Source organism: Neptuniibacter sp. QD34_54 (assembly GCF_047778055.1).
GTDB lineage: Bacteria > Pseudomonadota > Gammaproteobacteria > Pseudomonadales > Balneatricaceae > Neptuniibacter.
Genome location: NZ_CP180546.1, coordinates 2,581,296 through 2,604,567, shown reverse-complemented (window position 1 = coordinate 2,604,567; position 23,272 = coordinate 2,581,296). Strand labels below are relative to the sequence as shown.

The following is a 23,272-nucleotide window of genomic DNA, read 5'->3' as shown; positions in this document are numbered from 1 at the left end:
GGATGATGAGAAAGGACCTGCCTCGGCAGGTGTACAAAATTAATAGCTAATTCAGATCTGTTTTTTGTGCATTTGTACAAAAGTGAGTTGTGAGTAAAGATGGCCGTATTTTGAGTAAAAAAAAAGCCGGTCTGAGTATCAGACCGGCAAGAGTACAGCAAAGCGCTGTAAGAGGTCAGGGCCACAGAGCGGTCCTGAGGATGTGATTCTTTAAATGTTACTGTGGTTAAATGCCCAGATCGTTGCGATATTTTTGGCACAATTTTGTAGATTGATTTCTGCTTGTTGTAGTGCTTCTGGTAAAGAGACGATGCCAGGTACAACACTAAATATGGCATCAATGCCACAGGCTTTCAGAGGGGCTTGTTCTGGAGTAATGGAGCCAGCTAGCGCTATGACAGGGCAGTTAAAATGCTTAGCTCGCTTTGCAACACCAATAGGCGTTTTGCCGCGTAAACTTTGGCTATCAATGCTGCCTTCACCTGTAATTACCAAATCAGCAGCTTTCAAGTGTTGGTCTATTTGTACAGCGTTTAAGACGATTTCAATTCCGCTTTTAAGTTGAGTATTAAACAGAGCACATAATGCTGCGCCTATGCCTCCTGCAGCCCCAGTTCCAGGGACTTGGGTTACATCAGTGCCGCTAACGCGCGTTAGAAATTGTGCAAAATGTTTTAGGTTTTGATCTAGACGGGATACCTGTTCTTTACTGGCACCTTTCTGTGGGCCAAAGGTGCTTGAGGCTCCTTCTGGTCCAAGTAGAGGGTTATCAACATCGCAGGCTACTTCAAATTGAACATGTTTTAAGCGTGGATCGAGTTGGCTGATATCCAGATCCGCTAGTTTATGTAAGGAGCCACCACCGGGGGCTAAAGGATGGCCCGCAGCATCTAGAAGCTTTGCACCAAGGGCCCGTAGGATTCCAGCGCCACCGTCATTGGTCGCGCTACCACCTAAACCAAAAATGATCCGAGTAACCCCTTTATCTAAAGCTGCGCGAATTAATTCGCCAGTGCCGTAGCTGGAGGTAATCATCGGATTGCGCTGATTCATTGGAATCAGGTCTAGGCCTGAAGCTGCAGCTGTTTCAATGACAGCTGTTTCACCATCGCCTAGAACTCCCCAAGTGGCAGTAACTGTTTGTCCAAGTGGATCTTGTACTTGAGTGTGATGGAAAGAGCCGCGTGTGGAAGAAATCAAGGCGGCAGTTGTCCCTTCGCCACCATCTGCTACCGGAAGTTGAATATATTCGGCCTGCGGAAGAATGTGACTAAAGCCCTGTTTAATGGCTTCAGCTACCTGCTGTGCGGAAAGACTCTCTTTAAAAGAGTCTGGAGCAATAACTATTTTCATAACAATCCTTAAGCAATGCAGGGTGACAGCAAAGTGCTACAACCAGTAATGATTTAAGGATTATTATCCGAAGTTGTGGGGATGACGGCTTCGTACAAAAAAACAAATTAAAAAGGCTTAGTAGTTTTGTTTTTGTCAGATTGCACAATTTAGGGTGATATTAGTTATTCCGGCTTGTTATCCCATTCGCTTAATCGGGTAGCGATGTATAAACGAAAGAGATCTTGAAGGTTTTTAAGATCGATATCTAAGATATCATTAATTTTCTCAAGCCTGTAGCGCAGAGTGTTGCGATGAACATGCAGACTTTCAGCTGTGAGTGAAAAGTCTGTGTTATTAGCGAAATAGACTTGCAGAGTTTTTTGCAAACTGCCATTACTGTCTTTTTTAACCAGCTTTTCATAGTCCGCTAATAATTGAGGGCCGCTCCAGCTTTCTAATGAGTCTTTCAGAACCAAATCCAACAGCATCTCTCTGGCTGAAAATAGTTGTTGTTTAAGATGGCTCAGCTTGCCGACTTCAAGGGTTTTGAGTGCGCTTTGATAGGATTCAGCTAGACCTTCTATACCTTCAAAATACTGTCCCAGACTGATGTGGAAGTTAATATCAGTTTGCTTGGCGAGTTGCAGACGATATTTCTCTTGGTGTTCTTGGCTTTTTTGATAATCCCAATGTTCATTGCGTAAGAGTATTTTTTGCAAAATAACAATTTGAGTTGGGCTTGATATAGCGAGTAATGTGTCTGGATCACGTTTTTCTAGTAGACGTAAAATCCCTTGCATGGTTGAGAGGGAGATATCTTTTTGTGTTTCAGCAGATCTAAGATCAACGATCATTGCAACACGAGGGATGTTTAGATCTATTTTCATTCGTTCAACACGATCGTTGAACAATGTATCGTTCTGCCAACCTCCCTCAATCAAGCGCACGATAACACTTTCCTGAAGGCGTCGGTCCCAGCGTACCTGCGCAGCGAGCATTGCTTGTTCTAAAACAAGTTCAGCTGTCATTACAACAAGGTCTGCGTATTTACGCACTTCGTTGGGATTACCAGTAATTCCTACAACTCCAATAATCTGTCCATCATTGGTGATAGGTATATTGATACCGCCTTGTACACCGGTTAAAGACTCAGCTTGGTCGGAATCAAAATCGATCTCCGCTTTAGCATTTAAAACTTGCAGGGCGCCTTCGTGGAGTTGATCAATCCGATCTGGATCACCAGAGCCAACGATGATTGCTTGGTGATTCATCACATTGACATTGTGACCGATGATTTTCATCGAGCGATCTACGATTTTTTGGGCAATTTGGTGATCAATATACATAGTTTTCTGTAACAGCTTTTTTGGGCAGCTTAATACAGAGTGGGAGAATACGCCAAGAATGGGCATATGATGTTGCTATTAGTTTCTATTTAATAAATAAGTTTAATAAAGTGTTTACAGGGGAGGGGAAATAAGTGTTCGTAAGAGTGAGTGGCTCTATATTGAAGAGTGAAATGTATAAAACAGAGGCCTACTCTAGGTAGGCCATATTCAATAGAATCTAGAAATTAAATTTTTTCCCTGTGTCTTTTTCTTGCTCTTTAGCGATACGCTTTTCTTCGTTTGCTTGATCGATCTGTTCGGCCAGCTGAGTTAAATGTGTACGAATTTCGTAGAGCTGGCGATCCAGTTCTTGATTGCGGTTTAAGTTATTGAGTTTGCTGAAGCAGCTGCGGTAATGATGTACAACTACTTCAGGGCCTTGTTGCTGTTCAGTTTCTATTGCGCTCATAAGATCAATATCAACTTCGATTCTACTATAGATGCGTTTCGCTTCCATGGTTAGGTGATCGGCGGTATTGCCGTTCAATTCACCCTTGTTTTTAATCTCGCTTACAAACTGAGCAAACTCTTTAATAACTCCAAGCGCTCTGGCTGCTTCATTTGGATTGGAAAACAGCGTCATTGAACCGGAAGGGTGGCTGACAGGTTCTTGAGCCGCGCTTACCATCGATTGAAAAGCTGCTTGCTGTTGTCGGTTGGACTCTGATCCATCCAGTTCGATCACAGCATTCCAGCGAACTTCTATGTATTTAACTAGTAAAGAGTGGATCTCACTTGTAATAAGGATTGGGGGGAAGGCTTCAAATAGATGCGAGGCACGACGAATGGCTGTTTTGAGTGTTATGAGTCTCAGGCTACGCTCTCTTTTCTTATTCTCGATATCTTGGACGGCAAATCCAATTCCTGCCATAACGGCGACACCAAGTAGAATTAAAAGTCCAATATAGGTCGGGCTCATAAAAGTAGGTCCTGACTGTCAGTGAAAAAGCGATTTTTCAAAAGTCTTAAATAAGTTAGAGGATTGTATAACGCTCTATCTATATAAGTAAGTTTACACTATCGAAAAAGCACCTGATTTTATAGATAAAAAAATCAAAAAAGTGCTTGTAATTGCAAAGGGGTATATATAATATATGCCCCGCTTTCAGAGCTTATCTGGAACTACAGCGTCCCATTCGTCTAGTGGTCTAGGACACCGCCCTTTCACGGCGGTAACAGGGGTTCGAACCCCCTATGGGACGCCATTTTCTTTCTAACTTCTTGGTTAAAAAGAATATGCGGGAATAGCTCAGTGGTAGAGCACAACCTTGCCAAGGTTGGGGTCGCGAGTTCGAACCTCGTTTCCCGCTCCAAATGCAGCCAGCTTATTGCTGGTTTTTTTATGCCTGAAATTTATCCTCTCTCGATTGTTTGTTTTCTCCCTTAAGTTTTCTATTTGTTTGTTTAGACTTTCCGTTCGGTCGCATTATTCATTTACTTCAATGAATTGAATGTTGATTGAGCAATTATGCTTACATTTGTTTTTTCTAATTCGGTGGTGTTCTTAATAACGCCTTTCTAACCAATAGGTTAGGTGGATTTTTGTTTAATTTTTGAGCGTTGTTTTAAATATTTTTTCAATAACAAAAAAACTGCAATTTTTTCTTAAAAATAGGGTTGACCCACCAGAATCAGTTCTTTAATATACGCGCCTCCTCACAAGGGAACACCCTTTGAGGAACAGCAGCGTCCCATTCGTCTAGTGGTCTAGGACACCGCCCTTTCACGGCGGTAACAGGGGTTCGAACCCCCTATGGGACGCCATTTTCTTTCTAACTTCTTGGTTAAAAAGAATATGCGGGAATAGCTCAGTGGTAGAGCACAACCTTGCCAAGGTTGGGGTCGCGAGTTCGAACCTCGTTTCCCGCTCCAACTCTTCGGAGTTTACAATTTGTTGCGTCCCATTCGTCTAGTGGTCTAGGACACCGCCCTTTCACGGCGGTAACAGGGGTTCGAACCCCCTATGGGACGCCATTCTCTTCTTAAGAATATTGATCTTAAGAGATTGCGGGAATAGCTCAGTGGTAGAGCACAACCTTGCCAAGGTTGGGGTCGCGAGTTCGAACCTCGTTTCCCGCTCCAACTCTTCGGAGTTTACAATTTGTTGCGTCCCATTCGTCTAGTGGTCTAGGACACCGCCCTTTCACGGCGGTAACAGGGGTTCGAACCCCCTATGGGACGCCATTCCTCCTTTATGCTTATTTTTTCCTCAGTTACTGGGCAGTGAGTGTGTGTTTAGTCTAAACTAAGCGAATATTCGGCCAGATAAGGTATTTATGCCGTTTGGGTATAATACCAGGCTGTTTCACATAGGATGTGGTTGGCTTCATTGTATGATCAGAACTCTGGTTTTATTACTGCTGTTGTTGCTACCTAAGACAGCTTTGTCTGAGGTGATAGTCAATTCAGAGGTCTCTCTGGAAAGTCTGTCGAAGCAATATTTGCTTTCAATCTTCTCCATGCGTACACGAACTTGGCCAGATGGCATGCCAGTTCATGTATTCATTCTTCCGCCTTACCAAGCTGAACATCAGCTTTTTGTTAAGCAGTCTTTGGGTATATTCCCTTATCAGCTATCTAATATCTGGGATCGATCTGTTTTTTCTGGTGCGGGACAATCACCGATTACGGTTAATTCTGAAGCTGAAATGCTTCAACGAGTGTCCCAAACTAAAGGGGCTATAGGCTATGTGATGACATCGATCCAAGGAGGGCTGAATGTTAAAGTCATTACGATTAAATAGGTTGCTGTTGCTCATAGTGGCCTCCGTTTCTATGTCAGTACAAGGGGCATCTGATATAGAATTTAATGGGTTTATTACTCAGGGATATACCCATACTAGTGATAATAGCTTCTACGGTGATAGTGAATCGGGCAGTTGGGATTTTCGGGAAATTGCCGGAAATGCTTCTTGGCGTTTAAGTGATCGTTTACTGCTGACTGGGCAGTTAATGTCACGTAGAGCAGGTGAGGTTGATGATGGTGATCTCACTGTCGATTATGGCTTGCTTGATTATCGGGTTTATGAAGGTGAGCGTGGGTCTTTTGGTATAAGTGTAGGTCGTATTAAGAATCCCTTTGGTTTCTATAATAAGACACGAGATGTGGCGTTTACTCGTCCATCCGCAGTTCTACCACAATCTTTATATTTTGATAAAGCCAGAAACTTAGAATTGTCTTCTGACGGTTTTAGATTGTACGGCCGTTATCTGTTTGATCATGGTGCCTTGGAATCTGAACTTGTTATGGGGGAACCACGTAAAGATCTAAACGTGGAATACGCATATTTAAATAATAATTGGGATGGCGCTTTTAGCGACAGCACCGGGCATTTATGGCGCACAGAATATAGTTTAAGTGATTATAGCTTTGTGGTTGCAGCTACTATTGGTGGTTTTAAATTAGATTTTGATGGCCCTGATACGCCTTCTCTGGGGGCCCCAGGTGATGGGCGTGTAGATATTGATGTTACAGTACTGTCTATGCAATACAACTGGCAGAAATGGAGCCTGACAGGTGAATATTTCCAACAGGAAATTAACTGGGGAAGTTTAGCTGGTGTTTATGCATTAATTCCTGAAAATACAACAGAATCTTTTTATCTTCAGCTGGATCACCGTTTAACATCTGATCTGACACTATTTTTACGTCGTGACATGCTTTATTTAGACAAAGATGACCGTGATGGGACGGATACCGCAGCGTTACTAGGTATGCCTGCTCATACTCAATTTTCCTTTGATTGGACGCTAGGGGTTGGTTGGAAGCCTAATCAAAATTGGTTATTACGTGCAGAGTGGCATAAAGTTGAAGGTACAGGCTGGTTAGCTGCTCAAGAAAATCCGAATGACCAGGATGAGGTTGAAGATTGGGATATGCTTTCCTTACAAGCGACCTATAGGTTTTAAGCTATATGTCGATTGAGAGTTCAACTGAAAGGTCTTTTTTAAGTCTGCGCTGGAAGGTTTTTCTTAACCTTATCCTTGTGCTGGCTGTTTTGCACTTGGCGTATAGTTACTACTCTTATGTACAGTTGACTCAAAAAACCACTCAAGAACAGTTTGAATCTTCAGAGCGAGATCTTTTTGTATTAGAGGGCTTAGTTTCTTCTTCCTTTGATCGTTTGCTCGAAATGGGGCAGATGATCCCTATTGTTGTCGACTCAAAAGGGGCTTCTGCCGGTGCTTATATTGAGTCAATTGAGCGTTATTTTCCCGGTTTGTTGATGAATGGTGCAATGGATGCTGTTTATCTATATGACCAATATGGTCAAGCGCTTCACAAGCAAGGAATCATTGTTAAGCTTCCTTTTTCTGTCATATCCCAAGTTTTATCTAAAGAAACGCCTTATAACTACTTCTATTGCGTCAAAGAATGTTTACGTTATGTCGCTATGCCAGTCCGTCTTGAAAAGGACAATGTTGGAGTCATGGTAGTTGGGCGCGAAATGCGTGATGTTATTCTTGATTTTAAGAAGCAAAGTGGCAGAGATATCGGCTTGGCTGTTCAGCCAAAAAACCAAGTGAAAGCCGCTCGTTTATGGAAACTGGATTTAAAATATCTGACAGAGAAGTCCGATAACGTTACGCTGCTTAATAAGTTGGTCAGTGAAAAGAGTATTCCCCCGAAAGGAGGTGTATTTGAAGTTGAGAGTGGCGAAAAAAAGTATCAGATCATACTTCAGCCGCCATTAGGGGCTGAGCCTGGTGCTGCCTATTGGATTTTGATTGATGATCACACTCAAAGCTATCGCGAAGCTCAAGCTGAACTTTTCCAGCAGTTGATGGTATCTGGTATAGGCCTATTCTTGGCAGCTCTGTTTCAGTTGGCAATGATTCGTTCGCCACTAAATATGATCACTGAGATATCTGTGCTACTCCCTTTATTGGCCGGAAGTGCCTTTACCGAAATGCGTCAGCGCCTTGGCGCTATTCAGCGTAAGGCTATCTACGAAGATGAATTGGATTTATTGAAAGATAGTACGTTGGATTTAGCCAATCAATTAGAGAGGCTGGAAACTTCTTTGCTGGAGCGGGCACAAAATCTAACCGAGCGATCAGTGCAATTAGAAGCAGAAAGGGACTTTGTTACTAGTCTGCTTGATACAGCTGAAACAATCATCCTAACGCTAGATAGCAATGGGAACATAGTTACTTTGAATCGATTTGGGCAGGAGGTTTTAGGGCTATCTTCTGCTGATGCTAAGCTGATGCATTATCTTGACCTTAATCATGACCCAAAGCGTCAAGAAGAGCTCAAAGTGCAGTTGGAGAATTTGCTTACTCGTAAAGAGTCAAAGGTACAAATTGAGTCATCCATCCGTTCTAGTACAGGACAGATGCTGCAAATTTCTTGGTTACACTCCATTTTGAATATCCCGGGTGCTGATGCGCAGATTCTTTCTATAGGTTTGGATTTTACCGAACGTCAGCATGCAGAAAAACGGCTTATTTGGATGGCAAATCATGATCCATTGACAGCGCTTCCAAATCGTTTGTTTTTTAATGAAAAAGTAGAAAGTGCTATTCGCAGGTGTGAGCCTGATAACACTATTGTTGCTGTCCTTTTCTGTGATTTAGATTCTTTCAAAGATGTAAATGATTCGCTTGGGCACCCTGTGGGGGATGAGCTTTTACAGCAAACGGCTGAACGTATCCAAACGGTTATCGCCAACGATGGTGTTTTGGCGCGTCTAGGTGGAGATGAATTTACTATTCTGCTTGAAGGAAAAAGTTCAGTTCGTGAAGTGGAGCTGGTGGCCCAGCATATTCTTAGAGCGTTTAGGCAGTCTTTCTTTATTGATGGTTATGAAATATTCAGTACGGTCAGTATCGGCATTTCCCTTTTCCCTGAGCATGGACGTGATGTAATTAGCCTTATTCAGCATGCTGACGTGGCAATGTTTGATGCCAAAGAAAGCGGGAAAAATCAGTTACGCTTTTATCATGACGAGCAAGGAAGTCAGCGCTACGAGCGCTTCTCGTTGGTGAATGATCTTCGTCGAGCATTAGAAAAAGAAGAATTTAGAATTTTCTATCAGCCGCAAATTGATGCGAGGGATGGCAGTGTAATGGGGGTTGAAGCCCTATTGCGTTGGCAGCACGAAGAAGCGGGAATGATTTCTCCGGCTAAATTTATTCCTCTTGCTGAAGAGCAGGGGCTTATTGTGCCTATAGGTGAATGGGTTCTAGAGGAAGCGTGCCGTAATGGTAAGGCTTGGCATGATCAAGGCATGGATATCCGTATCGGGGTGAATATTGCTGGGCAGCAGATTATGCATGAAAGCTTACTTTCCACCGTAAGACGGGTTATACGAGAAACTAATATTTCTCCAGATCTCCTTGATTTAGAAGTGACTGAAAATTTCTTACTTAGACAACCGGAAATCACTATTCCTAAGCTACATAAGTTCCGCGATATGGGGCTTTCACTGTCGATGGATGATTTTGGTACAGGTTTTTCTTCGCTTAGTTACTTGAAAAAGTTGCCGCTGAATACCTTGAAGATAGACCAGAGTTTTGTGCGTGATATTGGCACAAACCCAGAAGGGGAAGCCATTGTTAAGGCGATTATCGTATTGGCGCAGAGTTTAGGTCTTGAGGCTTTGGCTGAAGGTGTTGAGACTAGTGATCAGCTATCTTACTTACGGCAACATGGCTGTCACTTGATACAAGGTTATTATTTTAGTCGTCCTTTACCAGCTGATGAACTGCCTGATTTTGTTATGAACCAGGCAGTTGAAATCTCTTTCGAATAGAGACTATGTGGACGCTATAAACTAATTAGTTCTGGCCAAATAAGCCTGCGCGTTTATTGATGTAATCAAACTCTTCATTATTTTCTTCGGCTTCAAAGCGCATTTCATCTAGCTGTTGGAATTTTTGAATTTCATCATCCGTCATATTGTGAAGATTATTACCCCCAAAAAACCAAAGAAGGTCGCGGGCAATAAGGTGTGCTAACTCTGGATAGCGACGGAAAGCTTTATCAATGAAATCAGCGCCTTGATCATAAACGCCAGCTTCTTGTGATTCGAAATTCTCAATCAGTTGCTGAAATTCCTCAATAAAATCCAAATCATCTTGAGTCGGTGTTTCTGATTTGAAAGGATCTCGATTAATAAAGTTATTGTAAGCAATTTTTAAGAAATTCAGGTGATGAATTTGGTAAGATGTCATTTTGCTCTCCAGATAATGGACAGGGTTATTTTATAAGCTCAGGCTCATTGCAGCCAGCCTTACACCTGACTTAATCCTGTATTTGCACAGTTTGCTGAAATCTTGCGATGAGAGATTCAATTCACTTAGGTTCTAAGTCGATTTGGATAATTACCTGCTTATATTTTTGGAAAGATTAATGACGTTAGCGCTCTCTATAAAAAACCTGCGTAAAGTCTATGGGAATGGCTTTGAAGCATTAAAGGATATCTCCTTTGATGTTCAACAAGGGGATTTTTTCGCCTTACTAGGCCCTAATGGTGCTGGTAAATCGACTACCTTGGGTATTGTCTCCTCCTTGGTGAATAAAACCTCGGGCAGCGTATCGATCTTCGGGGTGGATTTGGATAAGGACTTAACCCAAGCCAAAAAATATCTGGGTGTTGTGCCGCAAGAATTTAATTTCAACATGTTTGAAAACGTGCGGGATATTTTAATTACTCAGGCGGGATATTACGGTATTAACCGTAAAGCAGCTGGAGAGCGAGCAGATTATTACCTAAAACAATTAGGTTTATGGGATAAGCGTAACGGTGCTGCTCGCATGCTATCGGGTGGCATGAAGCGTCGTTTAATGATTGCACGAGCATTGATGCATGATCCAAAACTTTTGATTCTGGATGAGCCAACAGCTGGCGTAGATATCGAGTTAAGACGTTCCATGTGGGAGTTCTTACAAGAGATTAATGCGGCGGGAACCACAATCATTCTGACGACACACTACTTAGAAGAAGCGGAAAGTCTTTGTCGCAATATTGCGATTATTGATCAGGGTAATATTGTTAAAAACACCAGCATGCGAGCTCTGTTGCAGCAACTGAATACTGAAACTTTCCTACTTGATCTCGATTCAAACTTAGAAGCTGCACCAGTGGTCTCAGGTTATCCGATCAGATTGCAAGGTGACCATCTGTTAGAAGTGGATGTAGAAAAACATCAGAGCTTGAATACGCTCTTTGTTGAGCTACAAAAGCAGGGTGTGAATGTGAGTAGTATGCGTAACAAATCCAATCGATTGGAAGAGTTGTTTGTTGCGTTAGTAGATAAAAGTTTGGATTAGGATTAGGCATGAATACCCAAGATTTATTGGTAGCTTTCTGGACCATTGTTCGACGCGAAATAAAGCGTTTTATGCGGATCTGGGCTCAGACGCTTCTACCTCCTGCCATCACTATGACACTGTATTTCATCATCTTCGGTAATCTGATTGGTAGCCGGATCGGTGAGATGGGTGGCTTTGACTATATGGAATATATAGTGCCAGGCTTGATTATGATGTCAGTGATCACTAACTCCTATAGCAACGTAGTGTCATCGTTTTACAGCACTAAGTTCCAAAAAAACATTGAAGAGCTATTAGTTTCGCCAGTTCCGAACTGGGTGATTTTAAGCGGCTTTGTTCTTGGTGGTGTAGCGCGTGGATTAGGCGTGGGTTTAATTGTAACAATCTTGTCTCTATTCTTTACTGATCTTCAGGTTCAGAATCTTATGGTGACGATTGCGATTATCTTCCTAACCTCAGTTCTGTTTGCTTTAGGCGGATTTATTAATGCTGTCTTTGCGAACTCGTTTGATGATATCAGCATCATTCCGACCTTCGTGTTAACGCCTTTGACCTATTTGGGTGGGGTGTTTTATTCGATACAGTTACTGCCGGAGTTTTGGCAGGGGGTTTCTCAGTTAAATCCGATTCTCTATATGGTGAATACCTTTAGATACGGTATTCTAGGTGTAAGTGATATAAATGTAGGGTTTGCTTTCGGCATGATTATTCTGTTTATCGCCGGTCTATTTTCATATGCCCTATATCTGCTACAAAACGGTAAAGGTATCCGTAGTTAAATGAAAGAACATGATGTAATTGCCAGCTCACCATTAGGGCAAGGTACCGAGTACGTTAACAGCTATGATCCAAGTTTGTTATATCCAATTGCACGGGATGTAAATTGGAAAGAACAAGGCGTAGAGCGTAAAGAGCTGCCATTTGTAGGCGTTGATATTTGGAATGCCTATGAGATGTCTTGGTTGAACCAGCGTGGTAAACCAGAGGTGCGTTTAGCTGAGTTTAAGGTCTTCGCTGATTCTGAAAATATTATCGAGTCTAAGTCGTTTAAGCTGTATTTAAACTCATTCAACCTCAGTAAATTTTCCTCTGAAAGCGAAGTAAAAGAGCGCTTAATCGAGGACTTGTCAGCAGCAGCTGGTGGTCGTGTAGAAGTTCGCATTTACCATCCAGATCAAGCACCAGAATTTGGGCAATTCACTGGTTTCTGTATCGATAATCAGGATGTTGAGATTACCCAATACACACCAGCGCCTGAGTTATTAACAACGGGTGAAGATGATGTAGAAGAGGTGCTCTATAGTCACCTTCTGAAATCAAACTGTCCTGTGACTGGTCAGCCTGATTGGGCAACGTTGGGTATCAGTTATTGTGGTAAAGAGATCGATAGAGAGGGATTGTTAAAATACATCATCTCCTATCGTGAGCATGGAGATTTCCATGAGCAATGTGTAGAAAATATATTTATGCACATTTGGGAACGTTGTAAGCCACAGAGTCTAAATGTTTATGCGCGTTATGTTCGTCGTGGTGGTTTAGATATTAATCCATTCAGAAGTAGTGATTCTGAAGATATTGATAATCTGCGTTTGAGCCGCCAGTAGAGGGTAAAATGGAAGCTTTAGAATTATTACATAATCGTGTTTCTTGCCCGGTTTTAAATGAGCCAGGTCCTACCGAAGAACAGTTAAAGAACATTTACCAGGCAGCTTTACGTGCGCCCGATCATGGCGCACTGCGTCCATGGCGCTTTTTGTCTGTGCAAGGCGAAGCGAGGGTACAGCTTGGTGAGCTATTTCTGCGCGGTGCTTTAGCCAACGATGTAGAACTGCCTGATGCAAAACAAGATAAAATTCGTGCGATGCCTCTTCGAGCGCCATGCATGTTAGTTGTGATTGCCGCAGTCAAAGATAGTCCTAAAATTCCTGTGTTAGAGCAGGAGGTTTCAGCAGGCTGTGCCGCTCAGAATATGATTTTGGCCGCTTATGCTCAGGGCCTAGGAGCTATGTGGCGAACAGGTGATATGGCTTATAACTCAGTTGTTCGTGAAGGCTTAGGTTTAACCGAGCAGGAAACAATTATTGGTTATATCTATCTAGGAACACCAAAGAAATTACGTAAGGCTCCTGTGCATGATCAGCAGGAGTATGTCGTTGAATGGACTGGCGTATAGGTAGCACCCTTTGAGCGAAGCAAACAGTACCACTGAGTTTCTTACTTGGCTTAAATCACAAATCCCATTGGTTAATCATATGGGAGTAAAGCCTTTAGATTGGGATGGCAAGTGCTTGCGAATGTCTGCTGCGCTTGCTCCTAATGTAAACGATAAAGGCACAGGCTTTGGCGGATCTCTAGCAACTCTATCTACACTCTGTGGTTGGAGTGCTGTGACGTTGTATCTTCGCGCTCAGGGCAGAAGCGATGATGTGGTTATCCGGGAGAGTAAGCTGGAGTATTTCCTGCCGGTAACCTCTGATTTTACCGCAGAATGCCAATTACCTAATGTTGACGCATTAGCTGTTTTTGATCAAAAAATGCAGGCTAAGGGCCGTGCCCGGATGGATTTGGTGATCGAAATTAAACAGAAAGACAAAGTCGCAATGCGTCTTAGTGGCAGTTATGTTGCTATGGAAAAGCAGTCGTAGCCGCCTTCCCCCTCATATCCTCTCTAATATACTCTTGACCCTATAGTTAGCTTTAGGGTTTATGCTTAAGGTGATTTCATCACGTAACTTCTCAATCTATCAACCACACGACAGGTTTCATCATGATTTATCGGTTGTCTTTACAAGGTGTTAAATGTGCAGGCTGTGTTAGGTCATTGGAAAAAGGCTTACAACAAGCAGACGTGGTTGAGGACTTTGCAGTTAATTTTGCTGATCGCAGCTTAAGTGTTTCCTCTGAATCCAGTGTTGAGCAAGTTATCGCTGCAGTAGAAAGTGCAGGGTATGGTGCAGAAGAGATCACTGATGAAACTGACTTCGAGCAAATCGAAGCGCGAGAAAATAGGCAGTATCAGATAACGTTAAGGCGCAGTGTCATTGGTTTGGCTTTTGGCGCTCTGTTAATGCTCCAAGGCTGGTTGGGTATGATGCCAGATATAACGACAGCTTCAGGGTTATGGGTAGGGGCTGTAACGGGGGGCGCAGCGCTGCTTTTGATGTTTTTCTGTGCAGGGCATATCTACCAAGGTGCTTATAAATCTGCCTTTCTAGGGCGATTTAATATGGATAGCTTAATCGCTTTAGGGACAGGGGCTGCGTGGATCTATTCTACAGGTCTATTGCTCGTTTCTGTAGTAGGTATCGAACTGCCTATGGAAGCACGCCATCTTTATTACGAAGCTTCTGTGATGATTCTTGGTTTTATTCTACTTGGGCAGGCATTGGAGGCACGAGCACGAAAGAAAACCGGTGATGCTGTTCGCAGCCTTATGAACCTTCGACCTGCTACAGCATTGCGTGTGCGTGATGGTGAGGAAAAAGAGGTGCCCGTTGAGTTGCTTGCAGTAGGTGACGAGATCCGCGTTCGGCCTGGAGAACGGGTACCAATCGATGGTCGGGTTTTGTCTGGCAGCAGTTACTTGGATGAATCTATGTTAACCGGGGAATCAATGCCGGTGAATAAGGAGATTGGTGATTCTGTAGTGGGCGGGACATTGAATGGATCAGGAAGCTTGCTTATTAAAGTTGAGCAGATTGGTTCCCAAACGGTACTAGCACAGATCATTGAGGCAGTGCGTGAAGCTCAAAACTGCAAGCCGGAACTCGGAAAACTGGCCGATAAAATTGCAGCTGTTTTTGTTCCAGTCGTAATGGGTTTAGCCGTTGTCACTGCTGTCATTTGGTGGCTGTTCGGCCCAGAGCCTCAGTTGACCTACGCCATAATTACTATGATGACTGTGCTGATAATTGCTTGTCCGTGCGCTTTAGGATTGGCGACACCTATGTCAGTTATGGTAGCTGTCGGTAAAGCCGCGCAAAACGGTATTTTGATTCGTAATGCGGATGCTCTGCAATTAGCCGAAAAAATCTCAGTCGTCGTGTTAGATAAAACTGGTACGGTGACTCGAGGTGAGCCGGAGGTTACAGATCAGTTGTTTCTACGTGGTGATCAGGCCTTAGTTAGAGCAACTGTGGCAGCTATTGAGGCTCATTCGGAGCATCCATTGGGGACTGCATTGGTTAAGCAGTTTGCGGCTGGGGAATTGTCAGTAGAGGTTACGAATTTTCAGAATGTATCTGGGCAAGGGGTCATTGCCGAAACTGACTCTGGCAGATGGTATATCGGCAATCAAGCATGGATGGACGAAAACCAAGTTGATTGTAACCAAGTGACAGAAGTGGTTTCTAAGTGGAGTAACGAATCTAAATCCCTTGTCTTTGTTGCTCAGAATAATAGTCTGGTTGCGTTGTTTGGTGTTGCAGATCCAATTAAAGAGGACTCTGAACAAGCGATTAGTGCACTTAAAGCTTCAGGTTTAAACGTTGTTTTACTCTCAGGGGATAACAGTAAAACAGCAAATGCTGTGGCAAAGTCTGTAGGGATCAATCAAGTTTTTGCGGATGTAAGGCCTGAGGAAAAGCAGGCCGTTATTCAACGTTTGCAGGAGCAAGGTGAAGTGGTGGCGATGGTCGGTGACGGTGTTAATGATGCGCCGGCACTAGCACAAGCTGATCTTGGTTATGCGATCGGTTCTGGCTCTGATATTGCGATAGCGAGCTCTGACGTGACTTTGATTTCGGGCTCTTTAAAAGGTGTCGAGAAGGCGATAAATCTGTCTAAACAAACGGTTCGAAATATTCGCCAGAACTTGTTCGGAGCCTTTATATACAACGGGCTAGCAATCCCAGTTGCAGCGGGGGTTTTGTTTCCAGTGGCTGGTATTCTTCTGAATCCGGCCATAGCAGGTGCTGCTATGGCCATGTCTTCAGTGACAGTTGTGAGTAATGCTAACCGTCTTCGCTTAGTTCGCCTTTAATTCGGCAGCTAAGCGTTCAATCTTTTCGATAATCACTGTTTGTTGTGGGACATTACGGTGGCCACCTTTAGGCGCAGTAGGGCTTCGGCTAATACGAACCACTAGATCCAGACCCTCAGTTACTTTACCAAATACCGCATAACCTGGGCGTCTACCGCGTGCATCAAGGTTGTAGTTGTTAACCGCATTGATAAAAAACTGTGATGTAGCACTGTCAGGGAAGTTGGTGCGGGCCATCGAGATCGTTCCCTGTTGATTGCTCAAGCCGTTAGTTGATTCATTTTTAATTGGGTCTCGAACCTCTTTTCTTTCAAGGCCTTGGGTGAAACCACCACCTTGAATCATAAAACTTGGAATAGTACGGTGAAAAATCGTGCCTTCATAGAAGCCGCTATCTACATAATCTAGGAAGTTTTTAACCGTGATCGGGGCTTTTTCTGGATAAAGCTCTAATTTGATGTCACCCAAATTGGTTTTCATAACAATCTGCGGGTTGGCTTGTTCAGCAAAAGCGACGTTTATAAGAGAAAACGTAAGTGTGAAAATTGCGAGAATTTTTTTAAACATAGTCTTATCAACAATTAGATTTATTTGTTGGCATATTACCTAATTATCAAACCCGTCGTCACCTCAGTTATTTCCCACTCATTTCGGGTGAATTACCTATTGGTCATCTATTAAGCAATTAACTGATATCAAAAGAGTTTTGCTATCTTTGAGAATCGTTCTATAGTAGTAGAGTATGTAACTCCTAAGTACTGTTGAGCCATTTCTAAGATTTGAAGATTGCGCTCGGTAGGGGGCGCTTATGACGTTTACGATAGAAAAGCTAGATCACATTGTTCTAAACACTCTCAATGAGGAAGCGTGTTTGGACTTTTATGTCCGTGTTCTTGGCTGTGAACTGATTCGTAAGGTGGAAAGCCCTCCGATGTATCAACTTAGAGCAGGTGACTCTCTGATTGATATCAAGCCGGTTACAGAGCGTAGTGAACACGCAAATCTTGATCATTTTTGTTTGAGGATTAAACCATTTGAACCCGAGGTGTTATTTCCTTTTTTGGGGAGGGAAGGAGTGCCTTATGGACGGGTTGAAAACAGGAACGGCGCAACAGGCTTTGGTAGTTCAGTTTACATCGAAGATCCAGATGGGAACTGTATCGAACTAAAAGCCGCATAGTCAGTGTTAATAAAAATTAAATTAGAAAGCACAGACTTTGCGTAACAATAACAATAAATGCGGTTTGAAATATGGACATTCTAAGGTGCATACCTATATGCCTTAAGCCGCAAATAAGAGTTGGAGTGAGTTAACTCATGGGCAATATGGCGCTAAAACATAAAATGCTTTTATTAACACTGATACCGTTGATTGCGGTATTGGGTGTCGTCATGGTCGTTGTTAATTTTCAGTTAAGAGCTCTAGGTGAGCATGAAATCGAGGAATTGCGTACCGAGTTAATGGCGAGTAAAAAAGAGTCATTGAAGAGCTATGTCGATTTGGCAACATCATCGGTTAAGCACATTTATGAAGGAACAGGTAAAGACGACCTATACGCACAAGAGCAGGCGTTGAAAATTATGACCGAGCTTTCCTATGGGGATAAAGGTGACGGTTATATTTTCGTGTACAAGTACGACGGTACTAATTTGGCTACACGCCCTAAACCGCAATTGCGCGGTAAAAACTTGATGGGTTTGAAAGATAAAAATGGTGTTCTAATTATTGAAGAGCTAATCAAAGCAGCGAAAAAAGGGGGAGACTACTTAACCTACGTTTGGACGAAGCCTTCCAAAAATGCGGATGTGGATAAGCTGAGTTACGCTATTGGCCTGGAAAATTGGGAATGGATGGTAGGTACTGGTTTTTATATTGATGATATTGATGATCAAGTTGCAGCTGCTACAGAAAAGCTGGAAGCAGAAATTACCAATACCATGATGTTTATTTTAATGATTGGTGGCGGCTTTGTTATAGTCTTTGGTTTGGTTTCAATAATGTTGGCGAACAGCATTGCTAATCCGTTAGCTGCAGCTGCAGCCGCATTAAAAGATATTGGCGAGGGTGAAGGTGATCTTAGTAAGCGCTTAGATACCAGTGCTAAAGGTGAAGTAGGCGAGCTCGCTCATGGGTTTAACTCTTTCGCAGCTAAAATTCAGTCGCTCATTATTGAGGTTAAATCTTCAATCGAAGAGCTTTCAAGTGCAACTTCTCGTATGACAGGTGTCGTTGATGACACTAGGCAAGAGGTAAATGATCAGCGTCAGGAAACCGAGCAGGTTGCTGCTGCAATTCACCAGATGGCTGCAGCTGTGCAAGAGGTATCTACAAACGCAACCAATGCCTCGCACTCTGCGCAAACGGCTGATGATTCTGCCCAGGGTGGTCAGATCGTTGTAAATGAAACCATCAATTCAATTCAGTCACTACAGAGTGGTGTGAATAATGCTGCGGATGTTATTGGTCAGTTAGACCGTGATTCAGAGCATATTGGTACGGTTATTAATGTCATTAAAGAGATTGCGGACCAAACCAATCTACTTGCTTTGAATGCAGCGATTGAAGCTGCAAGGGCGGGTGAGCAAGGTCGTGGTTTCTCTGTTGTGGCTGATGAAGTAAGAACGCTTGCCAATAGAACGCAACAGAGTACAGATGAAATTCAATCCATGATTGAAAAACTTCAATCAGGTGCGCGCCAAGCTGTTCAGGAGATGGAGCGTAGTCGTGAACAAACAGATCGTACAGTTGAAAAAGCGAGTCATACTGGGGATCAGTTAAATACTATAACGACCTCTGTTAGTGATATCAGTGGCATGAGTACTCAAATCGCAACCGCAGCGGAGCAGCAAACAGCTGTGGCAGATGAGCTAAGCAGAAGTATTCAGCATATTGCTGATATCTCTGAAAAAGCGAGTGGTAATGCCGATAGGCTATCTGCGACCACTGCGGAAATGTCGCAGCTCGAACAGCGCTTAACAACTTTGGTAAACCAGTTTAAAACGTAAAAGAAACTAGGTTGTTAAAGCGGGCATTTATGTCCGCTTTTTTTATGCCAATTTTCTTGGTGAGGATAGATAATAGCGGATCTAAATTACTGGGTATTTGGCTAACGGTCTGGGTCAGCGAAGGGATCGGTTTTTAAGGAAATAAAGGAAGTATGGCAAAGCCTAATAAGAAAGGTCCTTTGACAACGGTTAACGTGTATTGCGCAAGATGTAAAACGTTGTTGTTCAAATATAGGAAGGGAGGGAAGGGAGCCTTAGTAAAGTGCTTCAAAGAACGGGTCAATGAAGATCATACAAAGACTCCTTGTGAATGTCCGGGATGTCAGATGGTGTTTGCGCGTGAAGCATTAATTCGTGGCGCTCCCGCTTTCAAGTTGATCGGAGGAAAAGTGTTTGCCAAGTAACACTCTATCCTTGATAACCGCCTTGTTTGCTAGGTTAGGTGCAAGGCAGAGGATGTCCCCTTTAACCTGATAAGTAATGCTTTCTGGAGGAAGAATGTTTCCGCCACCGTACTGTGTTACAGCTTGCTTTTCTGAAGTGCGTGAAAAGATCTGGTGCTGATACGCGCCACCTCGGCACAACTCCCTTGCAGCATGATGCCACATTGTTTCTACGTCTTCCTGACTACTCTTTTTATCCCCTATATATTCCACGCTGTATTCATCACTGCTGATTGGACTAAAGCTGAATCCGCTTTTGCCGTCAAACGCGTGATAGCTGCTATCACAACCGCTAAGTAGCAGCCCTCCTAATAATAAGCTGGACAGTTTTAAGTGACGTTGCATTTTTGTACTCCTTTATCTGTAGTGTTTAAGGTCTATTTGTATACTTGAAAATATGTACAGATATTGATTTCTGATCATGGAGTAATGTTAAATTAGGTGATAAATAGTATACAGATTTAGAAAATAATTAATTAGGCATTACAGATTTGTGTAATTATCTCTGTGATGCTAATTTTTATTTTATCTGTACTGTAATATTTCACTGTAATGGTCATTTTTTATGAAACTGTATGAACAGCTCCAAGATGCTTTGATTAAGCGTATAGAGCAAGGGTATTACCCTGTGGGGAGCAAGCTGCCTTCGATAAGATCGTTAAGTAAAGAGAGAGAAGTCAGTATTTCGACAGTTCAAGAAGCTTATCTTCGTTTAGAAGAGAATGGGTTTGTTGAAGTAAGGCCGAAATCTGGATACTACGTAAAGTCCAGAGGAGAGGCACCGGAATTACCAGAAGTGAGCCGACCGGCACAACGCCCTCTGGAAGTGTCGCATTGGGAACAGGTTTATCATCTATTAAACAGTGCCAAAGGGCATGGGCACATTGCTTTAGGTACTGCGAGCCCGGAAATTAATACCCCGACATTAAAGCCCTTACTGAAAGCGTTAACTAACTCAGCTGGATTGCAGTCAGAACAATTTCTCAATTACAGTGAGATTCAGGGGAGCGAGAAGCTGCGTAAGCAGATTGCGCGGCTAGCTTCAGATTCGGGATGCAAGCTTCATCCCGATGACATCATCATTACCAGCGGTTGTCAGGAAGCTCTAGTTTGCAGTTTGCGTGCAACCACGAAACCAGGCGATGTCGTAGCAACGGATTCACCTAGTTTTTATGGATCGACTCAGGCGATAAAAGCGCTGGGGTTAAAAGCGATGGAGATTCCGACGCACCCTGAGACAGGTATCAGCTTAGAAGCATTAGAATTGGCACTAGAACAGTGGCCAATCGCTGCGATCCAAGTGACGCCAACCTGTAACAATCCACTGGGATATACCATGCCTGAAAGCCGTAAGAAGGAATTGTTACGACTTGCACAGCAGTACGATATTCCGATCATCGAAGATGATATTTACGGCGATCTTTTCTATAAATCACCCCGCCCAAGGACTATTAAATCCTTTGATGAAGAAGGTCGTGTTCTGCTTTGTTCCTCTTTTTCTAAAACCATTGCTTATGGTTTGCGATTAGGTTGGGTGGCACCGGGGCAATGTACTGAAAGGGTGTTGCATAAAAAGTTTGTTTCGACTGTGAGTAACCCACCAGTCCAGCAGGAAGCGGTTGCTGAGTTTATTGCTAAGGGGTATTACGAACGCCACCTTAGAAAGGTGAGAGCTCAATATCACCATAGCCGGGATATGATGATCGACCTTGTCAGACGTTACTTCCCAGAAGGCACTCGTATGAGTTACCCCGAAGGTGGGTATCTGCTTTGGGTAGAATTTCCTGTAGCAGTCGATTCAATAAAACTAAATAAAAGGCTAGAGGCGAAGCAAGTTAGCATTGCGCCAGGGGTTATCTTCTCTGCGTCAGGTAAGTATCGTAATTTTGTGCGCTTAAGCTTTTCCAAAAAGCTAACTGAAAAAACAGAAGAAGCGTTAAAAGCGATTGGCGATGAGGCTAAAAAACTAATAGCAGAAGCGTAATCAATTACGCGTATGGTTAACCAAAAAACTTATATAGAAAGCCTGTAAATGGCCGACAATATGAGTCTGAATGAAGTTGCTGAGCGGAGAGTACTACATGGAAATGCAGTGGCAGAAGTTACTCACAACCAAGCGTTACGGCCATGCAGAAGTAACTGAAGATGAGTTTGGGAGAAGCCATTTTCATAAAGATCAGGATCGGATAATTTTCTCCAGTGCTTTCAGACGCTTAGGGCGAAAAACACAAGTTCATCCGATGTCCTTGAATGATCATATCCACACGCGTTTAACCCACTCTATTGAGGTGGGTAGCTTAGGACGAACCTTAGGTATACGCGTAGGGGAGTTAATTCAGGATCAGCTTCCGGAGTGGGCCACGGCCTACGACATAGGCATGATCGTACAATCCGCCTGCTTAGCACATGATATTGGTAACCCTCCCTTTGGGCATGCGGGCGAGTATGCAATAAGGGATTGGTTTAAACGCCAAGAAAACAGTGCGTTACTACAAAATCTTTCTGATTCTGAACGTTTGGATCTAATGACTTTTGAAGGCAATGCTCAAGGCTTTCGGGTTGTCACTCGCATAGAAAACCACCTGTTTGATGGAGGCTTACGCTTAACTTATCCAACCCTTGGAGCGCTTTTGAAATATCCTTGGAGTGCTGATTATGCGGGGGATAAAGGTAAATTCAGTGCCTATCAAACTGAAGTTGAAATATTAAATAAATTAGGCAAAGAACTAGGTTTAATCGAGAAGTCTAAAGGCTGTTGGTGTCGCCACCCGCTGACTTATTTGATGGAGGCAGCAGATGACATCTGTTATGCCATTCTGGATCTGGAAGATGCCATTGAGTTAAATATTTTGACCTTTGATGAGATCAAACCGATCTTGCTAACACTCTGTGGTGATACCTCTTATGAAGCAGAGATTTTTACCTCTCAAGCGTCTGCACGCCGAAAAATTTCGGCATTGAGGGGGATGGCAATGAAGCATATGGTGAGCTCTGCTGTCCAAGCCTATATGAATAATCAGCATTTGATTATGCGCGGTGAGTACACTGGCGAACTCTTAGCTGATGGTGATCCCGGTGTGCGAGATGGCCTGTATCAAGCTAAAAAATTAGCACGAGAAAAGGTATTCCCAGATACCCGAAAAACTGAGCTGGAGGTTGGTGCGTATACAACCCTAGGGGTATTACTCGAAGCATTTTGCCATGCTGTCTATGACAACTATCAATTGCAGGGTGAAGGATTGAGTTATCGTAGCGATCGCATTATAAGTTTGATGGGAATTCATGCACCATCGCCGGAGTTGCCTCTTTATAAGGCCTATATGCGAGCATTAGATTTTATTAGTGGTATGACAGATAACTACGCGACCTACCTCGCTCGACAAATTGGCGGCTTAAGTTAGGGGCCAGCAGGAATTTCTCATATAATAAGATTTTTACTTCGAGAAAAGGCTTATCCAGTGGCTTCATTAAAAGATCAATTAGGCAGTTTGGTTTATTCCACAGAAAAAGGGCAGCTTTGTTCTGGCTGTGGTGAAGCTATAACTGAATGCGTATGTACAGAGCTGGAAGATAAAAACAGACTGGATAATTTAGATGGCATCGTCCGTATCCGTCGCGAAACTTCAGGCCGAAAGGGTAAAGGTGTAACAACAATTACAGGTATCCCTCTGCCTGAAAAAGAGCTTAAGGCTCTAGCTAAAAAGCTTAAAAAGGTTTGCGGTACGGGTGGTGCCTTGAAAGATGGGATCGTAGAGATCCAAGGTGATCAGCGAGACAAACTAAAAACGTTGCTGGAAAAAGAAGGCTTTACCGTCAAGTTGGCAGGAGGCTAGGATTG

At 43.1% G+C, this 23,272-nt stretch carries 20 protein-coding genes and 7 tRNA genes; 21 read left to right on the top strand and 6 right to left on the bottom strand.

Annotated elements, in window-relative coordinates:
- Window positions 1-210 precede the first annotated feature (210 nt).
- The 3 genes from ACMXYP_RS11785 to ACMXYP_RS11775 form a co-directional block, all read right to left on the bottom strand.
- On the bottom strand, window positions 211-1,353 hold the full coding sequence (locus tag ACMXYP_RS11785) for a glycerate kinase (RefSeq protein WP_415881828.1): 1,143 nt from the start codon (window positions 1,351-1,353) through the stop codon (window positions 211-213).
- Window positions 1,354-1,517: 164 nt separating this feature from the next.
- Window positions 1,518-2,681: a sugar diacid recognition domain-containing protein gene (locus ACMXYP_RS11780; protein WP_415881827.1), complete on the bottom strand. Its 1,164-nt coding sequence runs from the start codon at window positions 2,679-2,681 to the stop codon at window positions 1,518-1,520.
- Window positions 2,682-2,901: 220 nt separating this feature from the next.
- Complete coding sequence (locus ACMXYP_RS11775) at window positions 2,902-3,642, bottom strand: hypothetical protein (RefSeq protein WP_415881826.1); 741 nt, start codon at window positions 3,640-3,642, stop codon at window positions 2,902-2,904.
- A gap of 210 nt (window positions 3,643-3,852) precedes the next feature.
- Here ACMXYP_RS11775 and ACMXYP_RS11770 point away from each other — a divergent pair.
- The 10 genes from ACMXYP_RS11770 (at window position 3,853) to ACMXYP_RS11725 (ending at window position 9,481) form a co-directional block, all read left to right on the top strand.
- Window positions 3,853-3,928: transfer RNA gene (locus ACMXYP_RS11770), tRNA-Glu, on the top strand.
- A gap of 33 nt (window positions 3,929-3,961) precedes the next feature.
- Window positions 3,962-4,036, top strand: a tRNA-Gly gene (locus tag ACMXYP_RS11765).
- A gap of 375 nt (window positions 4,037-4,411) precedes the next feature.
- Window positions 4,412-4,487 (top strand) — tRNA-Glu (locus ACMXYP_RS11760).
- A gap of 33 nt (window positions 4,488-4,520) precedes the next feature.
- A tRNA-Gly gene (locus tag ACMXYP_RS11755) sits at window positions 4,521-4,595 on the top strand.
- 26 nt (window positions 4,596-4,621) lie between these two features.
- A tRNA-Glu gene (locus ACMXYP_RS11750) sits at window positions 4,622-4,697 on the top strand.
- A gap of 33 nt (window positions 4,698-4,730) precedes the next feature.
- A tRNA-Gly gene (locus ACMXYP_RS11745) sits at window positions 4,731-4,805 on the top strand.
- 26 nt (window positions 4,806-4,831) lie between these two features.
- Window positions 4,832-4,907, top strand: a tRNA-Glu gene (locus tag ACMXYP_RS11740).
- Between the two features lie 149 nt (window positions 4,908-5,056).
- Window positions 5,057-5,467: a hypothetical protein gene (locus tag ACMXYP_RS11735; RefSeq protein ID WP_415881825.1), complete on the top strand. Its 411-nt coding sequence runs from the start codon at window positions 5,057-5,059 to the stop codon at window positions 5,465-5,467.
- A complete protein-coding gene (locus tag ACMXYP_RS11730) occupies window positions 5,442-6,632 on the top strand; it encodes a hypothetical protein (RefSeq protein WP_415881824.1) in 1,191 nt (396 codons plus the stop codon). The genes ACMXYP_RS11735 and ACMXYP_RS11730 overlap by 26 nt, the downstream gene beginning before the upstream one ends.
- 5 nt (window positions 6,633-6,637) lie before the next feature.
- Window positions 6,638-9,481 carry an EAL domain-containing protein gene (locus tag ACMXYP_RS11725; RefSeq protein ID WP_415881823.1) on the top strand — a complete coding sequence of 948 codons (2,844 nt, stop codon included), beginning with the start codon at window positions 6,638-6,640 and terminating at the stop codon, window positions 9,479-9,481.
- A gap of 25 nt (window positions 9,482-9,506) precedes the next feature.
- On the opposite strand, the gene ACMXYP_RS11720 is transcribed toward ACMXYP_RS11725, so the two are convergent.
- A complete protein-coding gene (locus tag ACMXYP_RS11720) occupies window positions 9,507-9,902 on the bottom strand; it encodes a PA2817 family protein (protein WP_415881822.1) in 396 nt (131 codons plus the stop codon).
- Between the two features lie 178 nt (window positions 9,903-10,080).
- On the opposite strand from ACMXYP_RS11720, the gene ACMXYP_RS11715 reads away from it, so the two are divergent.
- The 6 genes from ACMXYP_RS11715 to ACMXYP_RS11690 all read left to right on the top strand — a co-directional run bounded on the left by ACMXYP_RS11715 (window position 10,081) and on the right by ACMXYP_RS11690 (window position 15,985).
- Window positions 10,081-11,001, top strand: a complete 921-nt coding sequence (locus ACMXYP_RS11715) for an ABC transporter ATP-binding protein (protein WP_415881821.1) — start codon at window positions 10,081-10,083, stop codon at window positions 10,999-11,001.
- A gap of 8 nt (window positions 11,002-11,009) precedes the next feature.
- Window positions 11,010-11,783 (top strand): ABC transporter permease, encoded by a 774-nt coding sequence (locus ACMXYP_RS11710; protein ID WP_415881820.1) that lies wholly within the window; start codon window positions 11,010-11,012, stop codon window positions 11,781-11,783.
- Window positions 11,784-12,608 carry an NADPH-dependent 7-cyano-7-deazaguanine reductase QueF gene (queF, locus tag ACMXYP_RS11705; RefSeq protein ID WP_415881819.1) on the top strand — a complete coding sequence of 275 codons (825 nt, stop codon included), beginning with the start codon at window positions 11,784-11,786 and terminating at the stop codon, window positions 12,606-12,608.
- An 8-nt stretch (window positions 12,609-12,616) separates the two neighbouring features.
- Window positions 12,617-13,177 carry a nitroreductase family protein gene (locus ACMXYP_RS11700; RefSeq protein ID WP_415881818.1) on the top strand — a complete coding sequence of 187 codons (561 nt, stop codon included), beginning with the start codon at window positions 12,617-12,619 and terminating at the stop codon, window positions 13,175-13,177.
- Between the two features lie 10 nt (window positions 13,178-13,187).
- Window positions 13,188-13,649, top strand: coding sequence for a YiiD C-terminal domain-containing protein (locus ACMXYP_RS11695; RefSeq protein ID WP_415881817.1), 462 nt, complete (start codon window positions 13,188-13,190; stop codon window positions 13,647-13,649).
- Between the two features lie 122 nt (window positions 13,650-13,771).
- Window positions 13,772-15,985, top strand: coding sequence for a heavy metal translocating P-type ATPase (locus ACMXYP_RS11690; RefSeq protein ID WP_415881816.1), 2,214 nt, complete (start codon window positions 13,772-13,774; stop codon window positions 15,983-15,985).
- Here the strand turns inward: ACMXYP_RS11690 and ACMXYP_RS11685 are convergent.
- Complete coding sequence (locus ACMXYP_RS11685; protein WP_415881815.1) at window positions 15,971-16,552, bottom strand: peptidylprolyl isomerase; 582 nt, start codon at window positions 16,550-16,552, stop codon at window positions 15,971-15,973. The two genes, ACMXYP_RS11690 and ACMXYP_RS11685, sit on opposite strands and share 15 nt — an antisense overlap.
- A 241-nt stretch (window positions 16,553-16,793) precedes the next feature.
- Between ACMXYP_RS11685 and ACMXYP_RS11680 the strand changes: the two genes are divergently transcribed.
- The gene (locus tag ACMXYP_RS11680) at window positions 16,794-17,165 is read left to right on the top strand and encodes a VOC family protein (protein ID WP_415881814.1); all 372 of its coding nucleotides are present in this window, start codon (window positions 16,794-16,796) and stop codon (window positions 17,163-17,165) included.
- 137 nt (window positions 17,166-17,302) lie between these two features.
- Window positions 17,303-18,991, top strand: coding sequence for a methyl-accepting chemotaxis protein (locus tag ACMXYP_RS11675; protein ID WP_415881813.1), 1,689 nt, complete (start codon window positions 17,303-17,305; stop codon window positions 18,989-18,991).
- 347 nt (window positions 18,992-19,338) lie between these two features.
- Here the strand turns inward: ACMXYP_RS11675 and ACMXYP_RS11670 are convergent, their stop codons facing one another.
- Window positions 19,339-19,779 carry a hypothetical protein gene (locus ACMXYP_RS11670; RefSeq protein ID WP_415881812.1) on the bottom strand — a complete coding sequence of 147 codons (441 nt, stop codon included), beginning with the start codon at window positions 19,777-19,779 and terminating at the stop codon, window positions 19,339-19,341.
- Between the two features lie 220 nt (window positions 19,780-19,999).
- Between ACMXYP_RS11670 and ACMXYP_RS11665 the strand changes: the two genes are divergently transcribed.
- From ACMXYP_RS11665 to ACMXYP_RS11655, 3 genes are all read left to right on the top strand, one after another.
- Window positions 20,000-21,418, top strand: a complete 1,419-nt coding sequence (locus ACMXYP_RS11665) for a PLP-dependent aminotransferase family protein (RefSeq protein ID WP_415881811.1) — start codon at window positions 20,000-20,002, stop codon at window positions 21,416-21,418.
- Between the two features lie 97 nt (window positions 21,419-21,515).
- Window positions 21,516-22,835, top strand: coding sequence for a deoxyguanosinetriphosphate triphosphohydrolase (locus ACMXYP_RS11660; RefSeq protein ID WP_415884667.1), 1,320 nt, complete (start codon window positions 21,516-21,518; stop codon window positions 22,833-22,835).
- Between the two features lie 57 nt (window positions 22,836-22,892).
- Entirely contained in the window at window positions 22,893-23,267 is a 375-nt protein-coding gene (locus ACMXYP_RS11655; protein ID WP_415881810.1) for a translation initiation factor Sui1, read from the top strand.
- The last annotated feature ends 5 nt before the right edge of the window (window positions 23,268-23,272 follow it).

Coding starts and splice junctions, on each gene's coding strand:
- ACMXYP_RS11720 (WP_415881822.1), bottom strand. CDS start 9,902: ATGACATCTTACCAAATTCATCACCTGAATTTCTTAAAAATTGCTTAC.
- ACMXYP_RS11780 (WP_415881827.1), bottom strand. CDS start 2,681: ATGTATATTGATCACCAAATTGCCCAAAAAATCGTAGATCGCTCGATG.
- ACMXYP_RS11730 (WP_415881824.1), top strand. CDS start 5,442: ATGTTAAAGTCATTACGATTAAATAGGTTGCTGTTGCTCATAGTGGCC.
- queF (WP_415881819.1), top strand. CDS start 11,784: ATGAAAGAACATGATGTAATTGCCAGCTCACCATTAGGGCAAGGTACC.
- ACMXYP_RS11735 (WP_415881825.1), top strand. CDS start 5,057: ATGATCAGAACTCTGGTTTTATTACTGCTGTTGTTGCTACCTAAGACA.
- ACMXYP_RS11775 (WP_415881826.1), bottom strand. CDS start 3,642: ATGAGCCCGACCTATATTGGACTTTTAATTCTACTTGGTGTCGCCGTT.
- ACMXYP_RS11715 (WP_415881821.1), top strand. CDS start 10,081: ATGACGTTAGCGCTCTCTATAAAAAACCTGCGTAAAGTCTATGGGAAT.
- ACMXYP_RS11670 (WP_415881812.1), bottom strand. CDS start 19,779: ATGCAACGTCACTTAAAACTGTCCAGCTTATTATTAGGAGGGCTGCTA.
- ACMXYP_RS11690 (WP_415881816.1), top strand. CDS start 13,772: ATGATTTATCGGTTGTCTTTACAAGGTGTTAAATGTGCAGGCTGTGTT.
- ACMXYP_RS11665 (WP_415881811.1), top strand. CDS start 20,000: ATGAAACTGTATGAACAGCTCCAAGATGCTTTGATTAAGCGTATAGAG.
- ACMXYP_RS11710 (WP_415881820.1), top strand. CDS start 11,010: ATGAATACCCAAGATTTATTGGTAGCTTTCTGGACCATTGTTCGACGC.
- ACMXYP_RS11675 (WP_415881813.1), top strand. CDS start 17,303: ATGGGCAATATGGCGCTAAAACATAAAATGCTTTTATTAACACTGATA.
- ACMXYP_RS11725 (WP_415881823.1), top strand. CDS start 6,638: ATGTCGATTGAGAGTTCAACTGAAAGGTCTTTTTTAAGTCTGCGCTGG.
- ACMXYP_RS11660 (WP_415884667.1), top strand. CDS start 21,516: ATGGAAATGCAGTGGCAGAAGTTACTCACAACCAAGCGTTACGGCCAT.
- ACMXYP_RS11785 (WP_415881828.1), bottom strand. CDS start 1,353: ATGAAAATAGTTATTGCTCCAGACTCTTTTAAAGAGAGTCTTTCCGCA.
- ACMXYP_RS11685 (WP_415881815.1), bottom strand. CDS start 16,552: ATGTTTAAAAAAATTCTCGCAATTTTCACACTTACGTTTTCTCTTATA.
- ACMXYP_RS11680 (WP_415881814.1), top strand. CDS start 16,794: ATGACGTTTACGATAGAAAAGCTAGATCACATTGTTCTAAACACTCTC.
- ACMXYP_RS11700 (WP_415881818.1), top strand. CDS start 12,617: ATGGAAGCTTTAGAATTATTACATAATCGTGTTTCTTGCCCGGTTTTA.